At 59.5% G+C, this 19,197-nt stretch carries 17 protein-coding genes and 1 rRNA gene; 15 read left to right on the top strand and 3 right to left on the bottom strand.

Annotated features, from left to right (window positions below):
* Nucleotides 1-233 (top strand): 23S ribosomal RNA (locus F560_RS0114470); the annotation flags it as partial.
* Between the two features lie 256 nt (nt 234-489).
* Here F560_RS0114470 and F560_RS0114465 read toward each other — a convergent pair.
* Nucleotides 490-1,032: a hypothetical protein gene (locus F560_RS0114465; protein ID WP_019006460.1), complete on the bottom strand. Its 543-nt coding sequence runs from the start codon at nt 1,030-1,032 to the stop codon at nt 490-492.
* A gap of 319 nt (nt 1,033-1,351) precedes the next feature.
* Between F560_RS0114465 and F560_RS0114460 the strand changes: the two genes are divergently transcribed.
* The 9 genes from F560_RS0114460 (at nt 1,352) to pssA (ending at nt 11,537) form a co-directional block, all read left to right on the top strand.
* Nucleotides 1,352-2,524 carry a GNAT family N-acetyltransferase gene (locus tag F560_RS0114460; protein WP_019006459.1) on the top strand — a complete coding sequence of 391 codons (1,173 nt, stop codon included), beginning with the start codon at nt 1,352-1,354 and terminating at the stop codon, nt 2,522-2,524.
* 297 nt (nt 2,525-2,821) lie between these two features.
* Nucleotides 2,822-3,289, top strand: a complete 468-nt coding sequence (locus F560_RS0114455) for a CtsR family transcriptional regulator (RefSeq protein ID WP_019006458.1) — start codon at nt 2,822-2,824, stop codon at nt 3,287-3,289.
* A 27-nt stretch (nt 3,290-3,316) separates the two neighbouring features.
* Nucleotides 3,317-3,823: a protein-arginine kinase activator protein McsA gene (gene mcsA, locus F560_RS0114450; protein ID WP_019006457.1), complete on the top strand. Its 507-nt coding sequence runs from the start codon at nt 3,317-3,319 to the stop codon at nt 3,821-3,823.
* A 56-nt stretch (nt 3,824-3,879) separates the two neighbouring features.
* Nucleotides 3,880-4,902, top strand: coding sequence for a protein arginine kinase (locus tag F560_RS0114445; protein WP_051088340.1), 1,023 nt, complete (start codon nt 3,880-3,882; stop codon nt 4,900-4,902).
* 38 nt (nt 4,903-4,940) lie between these two features.
* Complete coding sequence (clpC, locus tag F560_RS0114440; protein WP_019006455.1) at nt 4,941-7,385, top strand: ATP-dependent protease ATP-binding subunit ClpC; 2,445 nt, start codon at nt 4,941-4,943, stop codon at nt 7,383-7,385.
* Between the two features lie 287 nt (nt 7,386-7,672).
* Complete coding sequence (locus F560_RS0114435) at nt 7,673-7,864, top strand: hypothetical protein (RefSeq protein WP_019006454.1); 192 nt, start codon at nt 7,673-7,675, stop codon at nt 7,862-7,864.
* 210 nt (nt 7,865-8,074) lie between these two features.
* Entirely contained in the window at nt 8,075-9,442 is a 1,368-nt protein-coding gene (gene radA / locus F560_RS0114430; RefSeq protein WP_019006453.1) for a DNA repair protein RadA, read from the top strand.
* 16 nt (nt 9,443-9,458) lie between these two features.
* Nucleotides 9,459-10,550, top strand: a complete 1,092-nt coding sequence (disA, locus tag F560_RS0114425) for a DNA integrity scanning diadenylate cyclase DisA (protein WP_019006452.1) — start codon at nt 9,459-9,461, stop codon at nt 10,548-10,550.
* Nucleotides 10,551-10,790: 240 nt separating this feature from the next.
* Complete coding sequence (pssA, locus tag F560_RS0114420; protein WP_019006451.1) at nt 10,791-11,537, top strand: CDP-diacylglycerol--serine O-phosphatidyltransferase; 747 nt, start codon at nt 10,791-10,793, stop codon at nt 11,535-11,537.
* Between the two features lie 63 nt (nt 11,538-11,600).
* Here pssA and F560_RS0114415 read toward each other — a convergent pair whose 3' ends face one another.
* On the bottom strand, nt 11,601-13,133 hold the full coding sequence (locus F560_RS0114415) for a copper amine oxidase N-terminal domain-containing protein (RefSeq protein ID WP_156829002.1): 1,533 nt from the start codon (nt 13,131-13,133) through the stop codon (nt 11,601-11,603).
* Between the two features lie 155 nt (nt 13,134-13,288).
* Nucleotides 13,289-13,684: a nucleoside triphosphate pyrophosphohydrolase family protein gene (locus F560_RS0114410; protein ID WP_019006449.1), complete on the bottom strand. Its 396-nt coding sequence runs from the start codon at nt 13,682-13,684 to the stop codon at nt 13,289-13,291.
* Nucleotides 13,685-13,918: 234 nt separating this feature from the next.
* Here F560_RS0114410 and F560_RS0114405 point away from each other — a divergent pair, with 234 nt between their 5' ends.
* The 5 genes from F560_RS0114405 (at nt 13,919) to cysE (ending at nt 19,167) form a co-directional block, all read left to right on the top strand.
* Nucleotides 13,919-15,004, top strand: coding sequence for a PIN/TRAM domain-containing protein (locus F560_RS0114405; protein ID WP_425393285.1), 1,086 nt, complete (start codon nt 13,919-13,921; stop codon nt 15,002-15,004).
* A gap of 85 nt (nt 15,005-15,089) precedes the next feature.
* The gene (ispD, locus tag F560_RS0114400; RefSeq protein WP_019006447.1) at nt 15,090-15,791 is read left to right on the top strand and encodes a 2-C-methyl-D-erythritol 4-phosphate cytidylyltransferase; all 702 of its coding nucleotides are present in this window, start codon (nt 15,090-15,092) and stop codon (nt 15,789-15,791) included.
* Nucleotides 15,788-16,270 (top strand): 2-C-methyl-D-erythritol 2,4-cyclodiphosphate synthase, encoded by a 483-nt coding sequence (gene ispF / locus F560_RS0114395; protein WP_019006446.1) that lies wholly within the window; start codon nt 15,788-15,790, stop codon nt 16,268-16,270. Before ispD ends, ispF begins: the two co-directional genes overlap by 4 nt.
* A 47-nt stretch (nt 16,271-16,317) precedes the next feature.
* Nucleotides 16,318-17,781, top strand: a complete 1,464-nt coding sequence (gene gltX, locus F560_RS0114390) for a glutamate--tRNA ligase (protein ID WP_019006445.1) — start codon at nt 16,318-16,320, stop codon at nt 17,779-17,781.
* A gap of 681 nt (nt 17,782-18,462) precedes the next feature.
* The gene (cysE, locus tag F560_RS0114385) at nt 18,463-19,167 is read left to right on the top strand and encodes a serine O-acetyltransferase (RefSeq protein ID WP_019006444.1); all 705 of its coding nucleotides are present in this window, start codon (nt 18,463-18,465) and stop codon (nt 19,165-19,167) included.
* Nucleotides 19,168-19,197 lie beyond the last annotated feature (30 nt).

The raw sequence follows: 19,197 nt of genomic DNA, 5'->3' as shown, positions 1-19,197 counted from the left end.
GAGAGGACCGGGATGGACGCACCGCTGGTGTACCAGTTGTTTCGCCAGGAGCATAGCTGGGTAGCCAAGTGCGGAAGGGATAAGCGCTGAAAGCATCTAAGCGCGAAGCCCGCCTCAAGATGAGATTTCCCAATACGTAAGACCCCTGGAAGAACACCAGGTTGATAGGCTCGGGGTGGAAGCGCGGCAACGCGTGGAGCTGACGAGTACTAATCGGTCGAGGGCTTATCCTAAAGCAACGACAACAGCGCATCGTTTCGTATCCGGTTATCAAGGTGCAAACCGCATTGCATAACATTTCCCGAAACGCCCTTTGGGGCGTTTTTTATTTTCCACAAATGCGCCCTGCCTCTGCTTTTTAACAATATCCGGACGATCTCCCCCGAATATCCGCGGTAAAATTTCAACGCGTATCCTTAACATGATAAACGATAAGTGCCGAAAAATACCGCAGCATACCGAAACGCTGCGGTTAATTCAATGATGAAATTATGGCGCGATCTGCTCCAACCCGACCATTTTACGGCTGTAACGGAAGATGATCACCTTGTAGGTGCCGCCTTTTCTCATCGCCACCTTCTCCGAAAACAGCTCGTAGTGGCCGCCATCCGTTGTTATAATGTTGTCTCCTCCCCGCTTTGGGTCCCATCGGTCGGCAACCGTAATTTGCTTCGTGATCGGCCCCTCGGCCACGTCCAGCAATGCCATCGCCAGCATCTGCACAATGTAAAGCACCATGAAGCCGAGAAGGACGGCCAAAAGCCAGAGGAATTTGGATTTGACGTATTGTTTCGTTTTGGCAATCCGATACGCGTAGGACACGAAGAAACTGTAGAAAAGCAGCAAAGCGCAGGTCATGCTGGTCTCGCTCCACAGTACGGTTCGTTCGATCGACTCGTACTTCGCGAATATGACGGCGCTCGCTACGAGCCAAAGCAGAACGACGCCGATCCGGGCGATATTTCTCTTTTTCCGGTACCATGTCCTGCCGTCCGCTGACAAAGCCGGCACCTCTTGCTTTCCGGTATCCATCCTTCTCCACCTTTCCGGCTTATTCGGCCGATCCGCCCGATCGACGAACGATGAGCTCCGGTCCCGGCACGGCCTCGAATGCTTAAATGCGTCTCTTCCATCGTTTGAGAACAGATGCGATTCTTGAAAGGGATTCGTTTGGAAAACAGTTTACTTACGTTTTAAAAACTAAATTACACTTCACACCAGGCTTTCGTCAACGTAAATATTCGGTTCGGCCCGGCCGGAGAGACGGCTATTTGTTTTCCAACGCCGTATGGAAATACGTGCCTGTAAATGGAAATTGAGGTATCATAATGGGGAGAGGAGGTCGGCGGACATGCGCATTCGCCAATTGACGAAAGAGGAAGCGGCAGAACGGGTGGCTTTATCCGAGTTTGCGTTCCAACTTGAATTGACGGAACAGCAGCGGGAGGAGCGCAAGGCCCGGTTTCGGCCGGAGGAGCAATGGGGCGCTTTTGATGACGAGGGGAAATTGCTTTCCGCGCTGCATCTGGCGCCGCTCGAAATCTACATCGGGCAGCGTTCGCTGAAAATGGGGGGCGTCGCCGGCGTGGCGACCTGGCCGGAGGCGAGAAGGCACGGCTGTGTCGCGAAGCTGCTTGCGCATGCGCTCGGGGTGATGCGCGGGCAGGGGCAAACCGTCAGCATGCTGCATCCTTTTTCGTTTCCGTTTTACCGCAAATACGGCTGGGAAATGACGATCGAACGCAAGCAGTATGAAATCGAGTCCAAACAGCTGCCCGCCATTGAGGGTTTCGCCGGCCAAGTTGTCCGGATACCAAAAGAGGCGAGTGCGTTAAACGGGGTTTACGAACGGTTTGCCCGCCGCTATACCGGGATGCTGAAGCGGTCCGAGGAATGGTGGGAGCAAAGGGCGCTGTCCAAACCGGGGCTTGCGGCGCTGTACCGGAACGGAGACGGAACGCCGGAAGGTTACATATTATACGATGTGCGCAACCGGCTCATGACCGTCCACGAATGGGCCGCCCTGACGGAGGAAGCCCGGCGCGGACTGTGGAGCTTTGTCGCCAACCACGACTCAATGGCCGATAAAATCGCGATGACGGTTCCGGTAGACGACGCGACTTCGTTTTGGTTTGCGGACCCGCGCTTCAAGCAGGAAATCATCCCTTATTTCATGTCCAGAATCGTGGACGCTGCGGGCTTTGTCGCGCAATATCCGTTTTTGCCGGGAAGCGCGGACGAGGCGTTGACGATCACGCTGATCGACCGGCACGCCCCCTGGAACAACGGAACGTTCCGGCTGGAATGGGATCGGGACGGAACGGCCCGCATGCAGCAGACAGAGCGGCAATCGGCCGGCGCCGGCATCGCCTGCGACATCCAGACGCTGACCGCGCTGCTGCTGGGCAACCGCCGTCCGGAGCAGATGGCCCGTTGGGGCCGGCTTCAAGGCGACGGGGAAGCCGTTTCGGTTCTGGAGCGAAGAGTGCCTTCCTTAACCCCGTACTTGGCCGATTTTTTCTGAAATCTAGCAAGAGAAGGACAAACAGGCCGGCGCAGCCGAAACCAGCCGTACCGCACGGCGATCAGGGCGGCCGGCCTTGTCCGGTTCTTTTCGGCGGGACGTCTTTTGGGCATTTCATCCTTCCGATCTGCGGGGCAGCAGCGGGTCCAACCGGGATGAATAAAGGACGGCCGCCTTTCCCATACTTACAAAAGGCAATGACGTTCCCCTCTTGGCAAAATAAACAAGATCGATTATAATAAGCGTATAGTCAAAGAAAGTCAAAGTCAGAAAGCGCTCCGGAAAGGAGGTTCTGTGGTGCGCAACATTTCCGATCTGATCGAGAATTATTTGAAGCAGATTATTCAAAACAGCTCGGAAGGCGCCGTGGAAATTCAGCGCAGCGACTTGGCTGGGAAATTCTCATGCGTCCCCTCGCAAATCAATTACGTCATCAGTACCCGGTTTACGCTGGAAAAAGGGTACTACGTGGAAAGCAAGCGCGGAGGCGGAGGCTATATCCGAATCCAGCGCGTGAACCTGCCCTCGCTTGAGGCGGTTCAGGGCCACATTCAGCAAACGATCGGCGACCGGATCGATCAGACCGCGGCCGAGGGACTTATTTATCAACTGGAGGAAGCCCGGTTTCTGACAAGCCGGGAAGCGAGTTTGCTGAAAGCAGCCATATCCCGGGATGCGCTGGCGGTCAAGCTGCCATATCGGGACGAGCTGCGGGCAAGAATATTGAGGACGGCGCTGCTTGCCCTGTTGACAAAACAAGCGTAAGCGGGCAAGCGGAAAGGAGGAAGAACGATGGTTTGCCAGGAATGCGGAAAACGGCCGGCCACGCTCCATTTCACGAAAATTGTCAACGGCGAAAAGACGGAACTGCATATTTGCGAAGCGTGCGCCCGGGAAAAAGGCGAAATGATTCCGGGAACGGCAAGCGGGTTCTCCATCCATAATCTTCTGTCCGGCTTGCTGGATTTCGAGCCTTCCGGCGTCGGAGCAAAACCCGAGGTGATCCGCTGCGAAAAATGCGGCTTGACCTATGCGCAATTCAGCAAAATGGGCAAGTTCGGCTGCAGCCATTGCTATAAAGAATTTTCGGAACGTTTGGATCCTCTGCTCAAGCGGGTGCACGGCAACACGGTTCACGTCGGGAAAGTGCCGAAGCGGGCCGGCGGCCATTTGAAGACCAAGCGGGAAATCGACCGGCTCAAAAAAGAAATGCAGGCCCGAATCGACCGTGAGGACTTCGAGACGGCCGCGCAGCTTAGAGACCGCATCCGGGAGCTCGAGAAGGAAATCACCGGTTGACGAAGGAGAGGATCTTCGTGAACAAGCAACCATTTAAAGAGGCGTTAAGTCCGTGGATGAGAAGGCCGGCTCCCGAATCGGACGTCGTGCTCAGCAGCCGGGTGCGCATCGCCCGCAACCTGCGGCAGTATCCTTTTCCGATGTTCGCCAATTCGGCGCAATCGGCGAAGGTGATGGAACAGCTGCTCAGCGTCGCGGAGAGCGGACGGCTGAACGGGGTCGACTCGGTTCAGGCGATCCGGCTCAGCGATCTGACCGAGCTGGAGAAGCTTGTGCTGGTCGAAAAGCATTTGATCAGCCCGATGCTGGCGAACGAATCCCGCAACGCCGCGCTGATCCTGAGCCGGAACGAAGATGTCAGCATCATGATCAACGAGGAAGACCATCTGCGCATCCAATGCCTGTATCCCGGATTCCAGATTCCGGAAGCCTGGGATTTCTCCAGCAAGATCGATGATCTGTTCGAGGAGAGCGTCGATTACGCGTTCGACGAGAAGCGGGGCTATTTGACCAGCTGTCCGACGAATGTGGGAACCGGCATCCGCGCTTCGGTCATGATGCACCTGCCGGCGCTCGTGCTGACCGGCCAGATCAACCGGATCTTGACGGCGGTGACGCAGGTCGGGCTTGCGGTCCGCGGGCTTTACGGCGAAGGCAGCGAGGCGACGGGAAACCTGTTCCAAATCTCCAACCAAATTACGCTCGGCCAATCGGAACAAGAGATCATCGACAATCTGCATTCCGTCGCAAAGCAAATCATCGGGCATGAGAAGGCCGCCCGCAGCAAGCTGATGACGGAATCCCGGACCCGCATCGAAGACAGAATCAAACGGTCGTTCGGCATTTTGTCCTACGCGACCATCATCGATTCCAAAGAAGCTTCGCAGCGGTTGTCCGACATTCGCCTGGGCGTTCACCTGGGGCTTCTCCCGCAGGTGAGCTTGGAGACGATCAACGAACTGACCGTGTCCACCCAGCCGGGATTTCTGCAGCAGGCGTTCGGAGAAACGCTGTCGCCCGAACAGCGGGATGTGGCCCGGGCCCAAATGATTCGCACAAAGCTGGCATCCAGAGCGTAAATGATCTATTCTTACATTAATCGGGGAGGTGCTGTCTTATGATGTTCGGAAGATTTACCGAACGCGCACAGAAGGTGCTTGCATTGGCGCAGGAAGAAGCCGTGCGTCTGGGACACAACAACATTGGAACGGAGCATATTTTGCTCGGTTTGATTCGCGAAGGCGAAAGCATCGCCGCCAAAGCCTTGATCGCGCTCGGACTGGGGCTTGAGAAAATCCAGGACGAAGTGGAGTCGCTGATCGGCCGCGGCCAAGAGCAGCCGACCAATATCGCGTATACGCCGCGCGCGAAAAAGGTCATTGAGCTGTCGATGGACGAAGCGCGCAAGCTTGGCCATACGTACGTCGGAACGGAGCATATTCTGCTCGGCCTGATCCGCGAAGGCGAAGGCGTTGCCGCCCGCGTTCTCAACAATTTGGGCATCAGCCTGAACAAGGCGCGCCAGCAAGTTCTCCAACTGCTCGGCAGCAGCGAGAACGTATCGCAAAGCCACGGCCCGTCCGCAAACGTCAGCACCCCGACGCTGGACAGTCTGGCCCGGGATTTGACGGCCAGCGCCCGAGACAACAACATCGACCCGGTCATCGGGCGGGCGAAAGAGATCGAGCGCGTCATTCAGGTGCTGTCCCGCCGGACGAAGAACAATCCGGTCCTCATCGGCGAACCCGGCGTCGGGAAGACGGCGATTGCCGAAGGGCTTGCGCAGCGGATCGTGAACAACGAAATTCCGGAAACGCTGCGCGACAAGCGCGTCATGACGCTTGACATGGGCTCGGTCGTCGCCGGCACCAAGTACCGGGGCGAATTCGAAGACCGGCTGAAGAAGATCATGGACGAAATCCGCCAGGCCGGCAACATCATCCTGTTTATCGACGAGCTGCATACGCTGATCGGCGCGGGCGGCGCGGAAGGCGCAATCGACGCCTCCAACATCCTGAAGCCGGCCCTTGCCCGCGGCGAGCTGCAGTGCATCGGGGCGACGACGCTGGACGAATACCGCAAATACATCGAGAAGGACGCCGCTCTGGAAAGACGGTTCCAGCCGATCACGGTGGATCAGCCTACGCCGGAGGAAGCGATCCAAATTCTTCGCGGGCTGCGCGACCGCTATGAAGCGCATCACCGCGTGAAAATTACCGACGAGTCGATCGAAGCCGCGGTCAAGCTGTCGGACCGCTACATTACCGACCGGTTCCTGCCGGACAAGGCGATCGACTTGATCGACGAAGCAAGCTCCAAAGTCCGTCTGCGTTCGTACACGGTGCCGCCGAACCTGAAGCAGCTGGAGCAGCGGCTTGAAGATATCCGCAAGGAAAAGGACGCCGCCGTGCAAAGCCAGGAATTCGAGAAAGCGGCCGCGCTTCGCGATACCGAGCAAAAAATCCGCGAGGAGCTCGAAGCGACGAAAAACCAATGGAAAGAAAAGCAAGGGCGCACCGATTCCGAAGTGACGCCCGAAGACATCGCGCAGGTGGTGTCGAGCTGGACCGGCATTCCGGTCAGCAAGCTGGCGGAAGAAGAAACCGAACGCCTGCTCAAGATGGAGGAAATCCTGCACAACCGGGTGATCGGGCAGGATGAAGCGGTCAAGGCCGTCGCGCGCGCCGTTCGCCGCTCCCGCGCCGGGCTGAAAGACCCGAAACGGCCGATCGGCTCGTTTATCTTCCTCGGACCTACGGGCGTCGGGAAAACGGAGCTGGCAAGAGCGCTTGCCGAAGCCATGTTCGGCGACGAGAACGCGGTCATCCGCATCGACATGTCCGAGTACATGGAGAAGCACTCCACCTCCCGTCTTGTCGGCGCGCCTCCGGGATACGTCGGCTACGACGAAGGCGGCCAGCTGACCGAGAAAGTCCGCCGCAAGCCGTACTCCGTCGTGCTGCTTGACGAGATCGAGAAGGCGCATCCGGAAGTGTTCAACGTGCTGCTGCAAGTGCTCGAAGACGGACGGCTCACCGATTCCAAGGGACGCACCGTCGACTTCCGCAACACGCTGATCATCATGACGTCCAACGTCGGGGCGGACCAAATCAAGCGCAACTCGGCGCTCGGCTTTACGGCCGTTCAGGACGGAGGGCGCGATTATAACAACATGAAGGAAAAAGTGCTGGCCGAGCTGAAGAAATCGTTCCGTCCGGAGTTCCTGAACCGGATCGACGAGACGATCGTTTTCCATCCGCTCGAAGAAAAGCACATCGCCCAAATCGTCACGCTGATGGCCGACGAGCTGCGCAAGCGCCTCAAAGAGCAGGACATCGATTTCGAGCTGACCGATGCGGCGAAGGCGTTTCTGGCCAAGGAAGGTTACGACCCGCAATACGGGGCGCGTCCGCTGCGCCGCGCGATCCAGAAGCACATCGAGGACCGGCTGTCCGAGGAACTTCTGGTCGGCAAGATCAACAAAGGCGACTCCCTCGTCATCGACGAAAAAGACGGGGAACTGGTCGTAACCGTGAAAAACGAAGTGGCGAGCAATACCTGATTGCAATGCCGGCACGCTTTATGGCCTGCGGCTGCACGAAAGCTGCCGGAAGTCCGACGACTTCCGGCAGCTTTTTTGTGTCATATGGGGCCGGTCTTTGAAAGAAGCGAAACCCTCGCGCGTCCGTTCGCTTCCCGCACGTAAGTTCCGCCGCTCACCAACCGCGGGACTAGGTCATATGTTGCAGTAATGCCGGCGGCACGGGCGCTTGTCTCCCTCCGCCCGCGGAGGGTGGAAGAAAGCGGCGAGAGGCCGTTATTGCGGACATAATGGAAAGGAGCCGGGGCATGTATCGAATGCGAAGGCGCAGGAAGTATCCCTGGAGGCATCCGATCGGGATCGTTCTGGTGGGGATTCTCATCGTGCTGTTGCTGCTTGTGCTCAGCAAACTGCTGTTCGTTCTGTTTTATTTGAGCGGCGGCCTGCTGCTTGTCGGTTTGGTGTTGTGGTTGCTGTGGCGGTGGTGGTGGTACCGGTAGCGGAGACGGCCGGAGCGGGTTTCAAGCGGTGCCGGCAAGCGGTAAGCGGGGGCGGCGCTCGAGCATGAAGGGAGCGGAGGCGGAAAAGCCGCGAGGCAAGCCCGGAAGCGCCGGTTGCGCGGGATGCAATAAACGGTGCCGCACGGGGTTTAACCCGGCAACCGAACATGGTACACTTTGGGTAATCGTATCTGTTAAAGGGGCTTTCGGATGGCCAAACTCAAAATCAAATTCGTATGTACGGAATGCGGGACGGAATCGCCCAAATGGATGGGAAAATGCCCGGGCTGCGGGTCCTGGAACACGATGACGGAGGAAGCCGAGACGCCGGTCAAGGCGCAGGTGCCCAGAAGCGGGTTGCTTCGGGTGAAAGAAAAGGCGAAATCCATCATAGATATAGAAAGTGAACGTGAAGCGCGCGTGACGACGGGGCTTGCCGAGCTGAACCGGGTGCTGGGCGGCGGGCTTGTCCCCGGCTCGCTGCTGCTGGTCGGCGGAGATCCGGGCATCGGCAAATCGACGCTGCTGCTGCAAACGTCGCACGCCTTGACGAAACAAGGGCTGAAAGTGCTGTACGTGTCGGGGGAGGAATCGGTGCGGCAGACCAAGCTGCGCGCCGATCGTCTCGGCGCCTTGAGCAGCGGTCTGTTCGTCCTGTGCGAGACCAATCTCGATTTGATCGACGAGGCGATCGGCGAGGTTCGGCCCGATTTTCTGGTCATCGATTCGATCCAGACCGTTTATCGTCCCGACGTCGCCTCCGCTCCCGGCAGCGTCGCGCAGGTGCGGGAGTGCACGGCGCAGTTTATGCGCATTGCCAAAGGGAACGGAATCGCCACCGTGCTGGTCGGCCATGTGACCAAGGAAGGGGCGATCGCGGGACCGCGCCTCTTGGAGCACATGGTGGATTGCGTGTTATACTTTGAAGGAGAACGTCATCATTCGTACCGTTTGTTGCGGGCGGTCAAAAACCGCTTCGGCTCGACGAACGAAATCGGCATCTTCGACATGACCGAGAACGGGTTGCGGGAAGTCGCGAATCCTTCGGAGTTGTTTCTGTCCGAACGGCCGCTCGGCGTGTCGGGATCGACGGTCGTGGCGAGCATGGAGGGCACAAGGCCCGTGCTGGTGGAGCTGCAGGCGCTGGTGGCGCCGACGCATTTCCCATCGCCCCGCCGCATGTCGTCCGGGCTGGATCATCACCGGATGTCGCTCGTCATTGCGGTGCTCGAGAAGCGGATGGGCATGTTTTTCCAGAACCAGGACGCTTATGTCAACGTAGCCGGGGGCGTAAGGCTTGACGAACCCGCCGCCGATCTGGCCGCGGCCGTAAGTCTGGCGTCGAGCTTTAAAGATCTGCCGACCCGGCCGTACGACGTCGTCTTCGGCGAGGTCGGCCTGACGGGGGAAGTGCGGGCGGTATCCCGCGCGGAGCAGCGGGTGAAGGAAGCGGTGAAACTGGGCTTCAAACGGGTCATTTTGCCCGAACTGAGCGTAAAAGGGTGGCAGCCGCCCGCAGGAATCGAATTGATCGCAGTCCGGACGGTCGCGGAAGCGCTGAAGGCTGCGTTGGAATAGGGGAGCCGAGCAGACGATGAAAGAGACCAAGGAGAAAGAGCATCAACAGCACCAAACGATGAACCAGCTTCTTCAAATGGTGGCGCCCGGCACGCCGTTTCGGGAAGGCCTGGAAAATGTGCTCCGGGCCAAAACGGGCGCGCTTATTGTGGTCGGGTACAGTCCCGAAGTGATGGAAGTCGTGGACGGCGGCTTTTCGATCAATTGCGAATTCAGCCCGAACTATTTGTACGAACTCGCCAAGATGGACGGAGCCATCATTCTGAGCGAGGACGCCAAGCGGATTTTGTATGCGAATACGCAGCTGATTCCCAACTCCTCGATCACGTCCACCGAGACCGGCATCCGTCACCGGACGGCGGAGCGGGTGGCCAAGCAAACGGGCAAGCTCGTCGTCTCCATTTCCCAACGGCGCAACGTCATCACGCTGTATCAGGGGAATTTGCGCTACGCGCTCAAGGAAATGGGCGTGATTCTGACCAAGGCCAACCAGGCGATTCAAACGCTGGAGAAATACCGGGCGGTTTACAGCCAGGCGCTGACGAACCTGTCGGCGCTGGAGTTCGAGGAACTGGTGACGATGCACGAAGTGGCTTACGTCATCCAGCGGGCGGAAATGGTTTTGCGGATCAAAATGGAAATCAACCGCTACGTATTGGAGCTGGGCAACGAAGGCCGGCTGATTCGCATGCAGATGGAGGAACTCGTCGGCTCGGCCGAGGAAGAGATGCGCCTGCTGCTCAAGGATTATGCGCGGGACGCCAGCGACGACAAAATCCGCGAGATCGAGTCGGCGCTGAAGAAGCTGTCCAACGACGAATTGCTGGATACGAACTGCCTGATCCGCACGCTTGGCTATCCGTCCGTGAACATGTTGTCCGAAGACGGGGTGATGCCCCGGGGCTACCGGATTCTCAGCAAAATCCCGCGGCTGCCGAGTGTGATCATACATAACTTGGTGGAGCGGTTTGGCGCCTTGTCCCGCATTCTGATGGCTTCGATCGAAGAGCTGGACGAGGTGGACGGAATCGGGGAGGTTCGGGCCCGGACGATTCAGGAAGGCTTGAAAAGAATTCAGGAGCAGGTGTTTATTGACAGACAGATATAGGCAGACTAGAATGGTTAGATGGCGTAAATCGCCGGCATTGCACATCCTGTTTTGCACTGATAAGGAAAATGCTGGAGCGCTCCCGGAAGTTGAAGCCCGCTGAAGGAACAAAGCGCAGATAAGCTTTCGGCGCCAGGAAAAAGCGGCCGTTATCGCGGTCCGACGTCGCCGAACGGACTTCGTCCGCAGGTTGTCTTTGCGAACCGATCGGCGGAGCCGAGTAAAATCGAGGTGAAATCGATGATCGCGAAATCCATACCCAGCTTGTTTACCGTCGGCAATCTGTTTCTGGGCGTTCTCGCCATTATCCTGGCGTTTAACGACCGGGCCGAAGGCGCCGCCTTGCTGGTGATCATCGCCATGCTGCTTGACGGAGTGGACGGACGGGTGGCGAGGGCGCTGAACGCCCAAACCGAATTCGGCAAAGAGCTGGATTCTTTATCGGACGTCATATCGTTTGGAGTCGCTCCCGCTTTTATTATGTATCAAGCCGCTTTTACCGACGTCAATCCCGCTCTGGCGTGGATCGTCACCGCCATTTTTCCGATCTGCGGGGCGCTGAGGCTTGCCCGTTTCAATGTGATCGAAGGGATACCGGGCTACTTTATCGGGCTGCCGATTCCGGCCGCGGGCGGCGTCCTGGCGACGCTTGCGCTGTTCGACCAGGAACTGCACGTTTCGCTGCTGCTGGTCAGCACGCTGGCGCTTTCTTTCCTGATGGTCAGCAGCATCAAATATCCGAATTTCAAGAAAGTCGGTTTACCCAAAGCGGCGGTCTGGGCGATTCCGCTCGTCGTGCTGGCGGCGGTTCTGCTCGCCTTCCAGTTTCCGACGGCGATTCCAAGATTCATTCTGGCTTTGCTGCTGCTGTATGCGGTTTGGGGACTAAAAAAAAACGTTGAGCGTCTCATGCGGCTCGTGCCCAGGCGCCTGCGCAAGCGGCAGGCTTCCGCGGACAATCCGGGACAATCCAAGCATAGCGCATAAGAAAGCGGCGCCGTCTCTCCGCAGGGAGAGCGGCGCCGCTGCCGCTTAAGGGATGGTTACCGCTTAGGCGGGCCGCAACCGGATCGTGAACCGGATCGTATGCGCATCCGGCCGCTCCGTTTCGACGTGCAGGCCGAGATATTCGCACACCGCGCGCAGCGGAATCATGGCGGTACCTCCGGTCAGCACGGGGGCGTACGGAAGATCGACGGCGCGGCCGTCCGCTTCCGCGTCCGTGCGGCCGGCCCGCATCTTCAGCGTTTGCCCGCCGCGCGACAGCGTTAACGTACGGGTCCGCTGATCCCAACCAAGCTCCGCGCCGATCGCACGCGCGGCCTCCTTCGCCGGGACGGACAGCTCGCTTGGGCCGGGGGCCGTCATGGCGGACCACTGCGGAGACCGGGAACCTTCCGCATCCGCCACGACCGTCTCCGCGTTCAGCACCTGAAGGTCCGGCGTCAGCACGAGCGTTTGCAGCTGCCGTTCCAGCGTCCTGGCGAACAAAGCCGCGTTTTCCGGCGTCATCCGGTATTTCGGGTCGTCTCTGCCGATCGCTTCGGCGATGGCCGTGTTGACGTCCTGCTTGTAATGGGACAAGTCCTTGTACAGATCGAGATTGTACGTCCAGTCCGACTCGGTCTGAAAATTGTACACCTTCGCGTTCGGAAGCTTGTCCAGCCGCTCGAACATCCACACGCCCATCTCCAGCTGGTTGCGGTAGCGGACCTCGTTGGTCGCCTTCCACACCTCCTGGCGCAGCACGGTGTAGGGAGGATAGAAGAAATAAAATTCCGTATCCGGAAACGCTTCGACCAGCGCGTAAATATACCGGTTGAAGCGGTCTTGGATCTCGTCCAACGGTTCCTCGTTCAGGCTGAAATAAGCCTCCTCCCGCTTCGCGTTCCGGTAGCTGTTCACCACCTTGGCGGCGCCGAATGCCGATTCGTCGTTCCAGTTGTTCAAATGCTCCAGGTCCTGCCTGCCGCCCGGAAGAAGCCCGCGGGCAATCCCCTTCAGCCACATCTCGTATACGGAATAATTGAACCAGTACCGATAGTCGTTCCACCAATGATCGTCATACAAGTATTCGGGAAAATCCGCCGCCGCTTCCGGATCGTTTTTCTTCAGCGAGAAATAGTCCAGTCCCCACAGCACTTGCCTGACATGCCCCGTTTCCAGCGCAAGCTTGGCGATTTTGTAATGCTCGTCGGCCGTCGAGCCCCGCATGGAGAGCTTCATCGTCTTGCCGTTTAACGCCTTGTTCACCACCGACGGCAGAAAGTTCTCGGTCATGGACGTGCCGATGATAATCGTGTCGTAGTCGTAGTTTTTGGCCAGGCCGGGATTCTGGTAGCGCTGCTCCGTGGAAAAGACGGGCGGAAACAGAACGGATTTGCGGTAAAACTGCAGCGGGTCGATGACGACGGTTGCCGCGCAAATGCCGGCGGCCAGCAGCAAGGCGAATACGGCGAATTGCAGCAGCGTCCGTCGCGCGTTCCCGGCCCGCGGCCGGAGTCGGCCGCCGCTGCCGATCGGCCGGGCGCATTGCGGGGAAAGGGCGGGCGCCGGATGCGTCTTAACCGGTAGTTGCTCCAAGGACACGAACGACCCCCTTCTAAAGCGGCGAAGGCAAAACGGGGCATGTCCGAAACGGGTGGACGGCGCTTACGTTTTGCCCGTTTTCTCGTTTCCGCGCGAAACGCGAAACGCGCGCGCCAGCTTCCGTTAAGCCTAAGCGCCGTTTTTGCTTGTCAAGTCAGATTAAACAAGCCCAGCGTGGAGCATTTGTCGGCTTCCTTGGCGACGACTTCGTCCAAATTCACGTCCAGCAAGTTGCACAGCGCCGACATATAAAACAAATTTTTGCCCAGTTCGGCCTGGACGGCTTCCCGGCAATGTTCGCAAAGCTCCCCGGCCATATGCGATTTCGACTGGCGCTTGGCCTGATCGAGCTCCATATCCGCGGTAAAACCCTGATGGCGGGCGTTCAGTTCGATACAGCCGCATTCCGTAATGGCTTTCGCCACCGACCGGTTGACCGATGCGTTCGATTGGGCAAACTTCGTGACGACGTCAAGCAGACTGCGGTGACGGAGCAAGAGTTCCGACACTTGCCGCTGGAACTCCTGCAGCGATGTTGCGCTCACCCGATTTCACCTCGTTTACCGTATTTTGCTTTTCTTACCTCATTATAGAGTAAGGCGGCCGGCTTTTCAAAAGAAGAAACGCTCAGAATTGAGGAAGAGGCTGGCAAAAAAATCGGAACGGAAGATTAACGGCCCGGAATTTGGATCATACTAGTACTAAATTTTGGGTTTATGACGATGGTTTTTTGTTTTGCGCCAGCTACAAGCAATTCGAAACGAGGAGTGATTTTTATGATGATGAAACGCGCGATCCAAGCGGCCGGAGCGCTGCTTGGCGGCATATGGGGAAAAGAATGGGCGGTATGGGGGACCGGCATGACGGGATTGACGAATGGCGGGATCGGCACGTTGTCCGCCGGGGGCGGCTGGCTCGGGGCGGCCATCGGCGCCATGATCGGACTGCTCGCGGCCACGGCGCTGTCGGGTCCGCTGATGGCGCAGCTTGCGCGCGGAATCGACCGCCTGTCCGAATATTCCGCGCCGACGCTGGTTGTCGGTGCGGCGGGGGGCGGAGCGGGACTTGCCTTGTCCGCGCTGCTGTTTCCGCTGATCTCGGACGTTCCGCGGGTCGGCAACGTGCTCGCCGCTTTGGCGGCCGTATTGCTCGCCTATGCGGGAATCCGGCTTTCGGCGCGCAAGCAGGACGAGCTTGGGGCGTGGATGGCGGCACGGGCCGCCGCGGTTCCGGTCAAGGAGGAAGGGCCGCACTACGAGGAGCACAAAATTCTCGATACGAGCGTCATCATCGACGGCCGGATCGCCGACATTTGCAAGACGGGATTTATCGAAGGAACGCTGGTCATCCCCGAGTTCGTGCTGGAAGAGCTGCAGCATATCGCGGATTCCTCGGACCTGCTCAAGCGAAACCGCGGCCGCCGGGGGCTGGACATTTTGAATAAAATCCAGAAGGAGCTCGACGTCAAGGTGCTCATTCACGAAGACGTAGGCGACGAGCCGGGCGAAGTGGACAGCAAGCTGGTCAAGCTGGCGAAGGCCATGCGGGGCAAGGTCGTGACCAACGACTTCAATCTGAACAAGGTTTGCGAGCTTCAGGGCGTATCGGTGCTCAACATCAACGATCTGGCCAACGCCGTCAAGCCGGTCGTGCTGCCGGGCGAAGAAATCTTCGTGCAGGTGATCAAGGACGGCAAGGAGCACGGCCAAGGCGTCGCGTATTTGGACGACGGCACGATGATCGTCGTCGAAGGCGGGCGGGATTTTATCGGCACGACGATGGAGGTGCTGGTGACCAGCGTGCTTCAGACTTCGGCGGGGCGGATGATTTTCGCCAAGCCCAAGCTATTGGAAAAAGCGCTCTGACAAGGTATGATTATAAGCATGCGGGCGGGACAAGCGCTTGTTGTCTCGCCTTTTGTTGCGTTTATCGGGAGAGGAGCAAGGGGACATGGATTGGGGAGCGGTTATCGTCGCCGCAGGCCGCGGAACGCGGATGGGAGCCGGCGACAATAAGCCGTATTTGCCGCTTTCCGGGCGCCCGGTGCTGGCCTATGCGCTTGAGGCGTTCGAGCGCTGCGGCACGGTTGCCTCGGTCGTCCTGGTCGTCGCCCCCGGCGAGGAAGCGCGGGCCGCAGAGGTTGTGCGCGAAGGCGGCTTTGCCAAGGTGAGCGCGATCGTACGGGGCGGCGCTGAGCGCCAGGACAGCGTGTTCGCGGGGCTTGCCGCGCTTTCGACGCAAGGCGTGCTCGTGCACGATGCGGCGCGGCCGCTGGTGGCGCCGCATCAGATCGAAGCCTGCTGCCGGGCGGCGGAGCGGCACGGCGCGGCGGCGCTCGCCGTGCGCGTGAAGGACACGATCAAGGTGGCGGACGAGCGGGGCTTTATCGTCGACACGCCGGACCGCCGCCTGCTGTGGGCCGTGCAGACGCCGCAGGCGTTCGTCCGCGAGGAGCTGCTTGAAGCGCACCGCCTCGCCCGGCTCGAGGGGGCGGCGGCGACGGACGACGCGATGCTGCTGGAGCGCCGGGGGCGCAAGGTGGCGATCGTGGAGGGAGATTACCGCAATTTGAAAATTACGACGCCGGAAGACCTGCCGGTGGCGGAGTTGTTTCTTGCCAGGCGTCGGCGGGAGGAAACGGACTCAAGATGATCAGAGTGGGTCAAGGCTTTGACGTGCATCAACTGACGGAGGGGCGCCCATGCATTATCGGGGGCGTGAACATTCCCTACGAGAAAGGGCTGCTCGGGCATTCCGACGCGGACGTGCTGCTGCACGCGATCAGCGACGCGGTGCTCGGGGCGCTGGCGCTCGGGGATATCGGCAAGCATTTTCCCGACACCGATCCCGCGTTCAAGGACGCGAACAGCGTCAAGCTGCTGGAGCATGTTTGGAGCCTGGCGCGGGAGCGGGGCTACAAGCTCGGCAACGCCGACGCTACGATCATCGCCCAGGCGCCGAAGATGGCGCCGCATATTCCGGCGATGGTCGAGGTGATCGCCCGCGCGCTCGAATGCGACGTTTCGCAGGTGAACGTGAAGGCGACGACGACGGAGAAGCTGGGCTTCACCGGCCGAGGCGAGGGGATCGCCGCGCAGGCGATTGTTTGCCTTGTCCGGGATGTGCTATGATTTCGGAATGAATTGAAGGACGAATCGCGATGGGAGGAGAACGGGCCATGACCGACAAAGTGCGCGTCCGCTATGCGCCGAGCCCGACCGGGCATCTGCATATCGGCAATGCGCGAACCGCCATTTTCAATTATTTGTTCGCTCGCCATCATGGCGGAGATTTTATTATTCGCATTGAAGATACCGACGTGAAGCGCAATGTCGAGGGAGGCGAACAGAATCAGCTGACCTACCTGAAATGGCTTGGCGTCGATTGGGACGAAAGCGTCGACCGCGAAGGGGCGTACGGTCCTTACCGCCAGACGGAGCGGCTCGGCATTTACCGCGAGCTGTGGCAGGATCTGATGAACCGCGGCCTCGCCTATTTCTGCTACTGCACCGAGGAAGAGCTGGAGCGGGAGCGGGAGGAGCAGCTTGCCCGGGGCGAAACGCCGAAGTATTCGGGCAGGTGCCGCCATCTGACGGAGGAGGACCGCAAGCGCCTGGAAGCGGAAGGTCGGGTGCCGAGCGTCCGCTTCGCCGTGCCGCAGGGCCGCACCTATACCTTCAACGACATGGTAAAGGGTGAGATTTCCTTCCGATCCGAAGATTTCGGCGATTTCGTCATCGTCAAGAAGGACGGCATTCCGACCTACAATTTCGCCGTGGCGGCGGACGATCACCTTATGGAGATTACGCATGTGCTGCGCGGAGAAGACCATATTACGAACACGCCGCGCCAGCTGATGATTTACGAAGCGTTCGGCTGGACGCCGCCCGTCTTCGGCCACATGACGCTGATCGTCAACGAGCAGCGCAAAAAGCTGTCGAAGCGCGACGAATCGATCGTGCAGTTCATCGAGCAATACGATGCGCTCGGCTATATGCCGGAGGCGCTGTTGAACTTCATCGCGCTGCTCGGCTGGTCGCCGGAGGGCGAGGAGGAAATCTTCACCCGCGAGCAGCTGATCGAAATCTTCGATGCGAACCGGCTGTCGAAGAGCCCGGCCGTCTTCGATACGGCGAAGCTGAACTGGCTGAGCCAGCATTACCTCAAGGCCGCTCCGCTCGAGCGCGTCGTCGGGCTGTGCCTGCCGCACTTGCAGAAGGCGGGCCGTCTGCCGGAGAAGCCCGGTCCCGCGGATCTGGAGTGGGCGACGGCGCTGGTCGCGCTGCTTCGCGACCATCTGCGCTTCGGGGCGGAGATCGTGCCGCTGTCCGATCTGTTCTTCACCGAGCCGCAGGAGCCGGACGACGAAGGCAAAGCCGTCATGGCGGAGCCGTCCGTGCCGGACGTGCTGCGCGCCTTCTCCCGCCAGGTGGAGGAGCTCGGAGAGGAAGGCTTTACGGTCGACGGGATCAAGGCGGCGATCAAGGCCGTGCAGAAGGAAACGGGCGTGAAGGGGAAAGGGCTGTTCATGCCGATCCGCATTGCTTTGACCGGCCAGACGCACGGCCCGGACCTGAACGGCTGCATTTGGCTGCTCGGCCGTTCTACCGTGCTGAAGCGGCTTTCGGCCGCGCTGGGCTGAAGCTTCCCGCGGCCGCCCGCGGCTCGCGGCTGCCCGCCCTGCCGCGCCGCCAAGCCGGCGCCGCCGCAACGGGCAACCCGGCCGAGCCTTCGTTCCGCCGGGACGGCGCGGGAATTCCACCCATTCCCGCCGCCGGAGCCTTGTCACAGCCGGGCGGAAAAGGTATACTTGCGGTAACGATAAGGATATGGAATCAACTGCGATGAACAGGAGAGTACGTTTCGCTCCGGAATGACCAGAGAGGGCCGCCTCGGCTGGAAGCGGCCTATTCCGACGGAACCGAAATGCACCTGGGAGCCGTGCCGCCGAGCGACTTGGGCGGTTCGGCCGGGATTGCGGAAACGGATCGGCGCGAGTGACACGACAGCGTGAACCGTGAGCGAGCAAACCGGCTGCGCCCGTTTTTCGTCTGGTAAGCGGTGCCGGGGGGAACCCGTTAAGATCCGGTAGAGTGGGGCTTTTTTGCGTGCTTCGGGCGGGCGAAAGGGCTCAAGCAGAGTGGGACCGCGTATTCGAACGCCTCTGCAGCGCAAAGCTGCGGAGGCGTTTTTGATTGCGGAGCCTTCAAGGAGACTTGACGGGCGGCACCGGGCGAACCGAGGGGCGTTTACGCCCGGCGACCGGCGGCGCAAACGTTTTGGCCGGCACGAGGCAGAGAGAAATAGGGGAGGTTCGAGCAGCATGGGGTTTTGGGATACGATACGATCGGACATCGAAGCGGTGTTTGAGAACGATCCCGCCGCCCGAAGCAAGTTCGAGGTCGTGTTTACGTACTCCGGCCTGCATGCGATTTGGGCGCACCGGATCGCGCACTTTTTCTACCGCAAGCGGTGGTATACGGTGGCGCGGATCATTTCGCAGATCAGCCGGTTTTTTACCGGCATCGAAATCCATCCCGGCGCCAAGATCGGCAAAAAGCTGTTTATCGATCACGGAATGGGGGTCGTGATCGGGGAAACGTGCGAGATCGGGGACGAGGTGGTCATTTACCAAGGCGTGACGCTCGGCGGGACCGGCAAAGAAAAGGGCAAGCGCCACCCGACGATCGGCAACCGCGTCGTCATCGCATCCGGCGCCAAGGTGCTGGGCTCGTTTACGGTCGGCGACAACTCCAATATCGGAGCCAATTCCGTCGTCCTTCGCCCGGTGCCGCCCGACAGCACCGTCGTCGGCATTCCCGGACGGGTGGTCAAACGCAACGGAGAGCGGGTCGGCGACCGGCTCGATCACACGAATCTTCCGGACCCGATCATCGAAACGTTCCGCGCGATGCAGAAAGAAATCGACGAGCTCAAAGAGGAGATCAGGCAGCTTAAAGGGGAAAAGGAACCGGCGGACGAAGCCGGAACGCCGCGCAAGCCCGTCGGCGCGGCCAAACAAGATTAACCCAAACAAGATGAACAAAGGAGCATGTCT

The sequence above is a fragment of the Cohnella laeviribosi DSM 21336 genome (assembly GCF_000378425.1).
GTDB classification, from domain to species: Bacteria; Bacillota; Bacilli; order Paenibacillales; family Paenibacillaceae; genus Cohnella; species Cohnella laeviribosi.
This window is presented reverse-complemented; position numbering and strand designations above follow the sequence as displayed.

What these genes read in the sequence shown, in the direction of transcription:
- mcsA (WP_019006457.1), top strand. Translation starts at nt 3,317, where the DNA reads ATGGTTTGCCAGGAATGCGGAAAACGGCCGGCCACGCTCCATTTCACG.
- F560_RS0114445 (WP_051088340.1), top strand. Translation starts at nt 3,880, where the DNA reads ATGAGAAGGCCGGCTCCCGAATCGGACGTCGTGCTCAGCAGCCGGGTG.
- clpC (WP_019006455.1), top strand. Translation starts at nt 4,941, where the DNA reads ATGATGTTCGGAAGATTTACCGAACGCGCACAGAAGGTGCTTGCATTG.
- F560_RS0114460 (WP_019006459.1), top strand. Translation starts at nt 1,352, where the DNA reads ATGCGCATTCGCCAATTGACGAAAGAGGAAGCGGCAGAACGGGTGGCT.
- F560_RS0114405 (WP_425393285.1), top strand. Translation starts at nt 13,919, where the DNA reads ATGATGAAACGCGCGATCCAAGCGGCCGGAGCGCTGCTTGGCGGCATA.
- F560_RS0114435 (WP_019006454.1), top strand. Translation starts at nt 7,673, where the DNA reads ATGTATCGAATGCGAAGGCGCAGGAAGTATCCCTGGAGGCATCCGATC.
- ispD (WP_019006447.1), top strand. Translation starts at nt 15,090, where the DNA reads ATGGATTGGGGAGCGGTTATCGTCGCCGCAGGCCGCGGAACGCGGATG.
- radA (WP_019006453.1), top strand. Translation starts at nt 8,075, where the DNA reads ATGGCCAAACTCAAAATCAAATTCGTATGTACGGAATGCGGGACGGAA.
- F560_RS0114465 (WP_019006460.1), bottom strand. Translation starts at nt 1,032, where the DNA reads ATGGATACCGGAAAGCAAGAGGTGCCGGCTTTGTCAGCGGACGGCAGG.
- gltX (WP_019006445.1), top strand. Translation starts at nt 16,318, where the DNA reads ATGACCGACAAAGTGCGCGTCCGCTATGCGCCGAGCCCGACCGGGCAT.
- cysE (WP_019006444.1), top strand. Translation starts at nt 18,463, where the DNA reads ATGGGGTTTTGGGATACGATACGATCGGACATCGAAGCGGTGTTTGAG.
- ispF (WP_019006446.1), top strand. Translation starts at nt 15,788, where the DNA reads ATGATCAGAGTGGGTCAAGGCTTTGACGTGCATCAACTGACGGAGGGG.
- disA (WP_019006452.1), top strand. Translation starts at nt 9,459, where the DNA reads ATGAAAGAGACCAAGGAGAAAGAGCATCAACAGCACCAAACGATGAAC.
- pssA (WP_019006451.1), top strand. Translation starts at nt 10,791, where the DNA reads ATGATCGCGAAATCCATACCCAGCTTGTTTACCGTCGGCAATCTGTTT.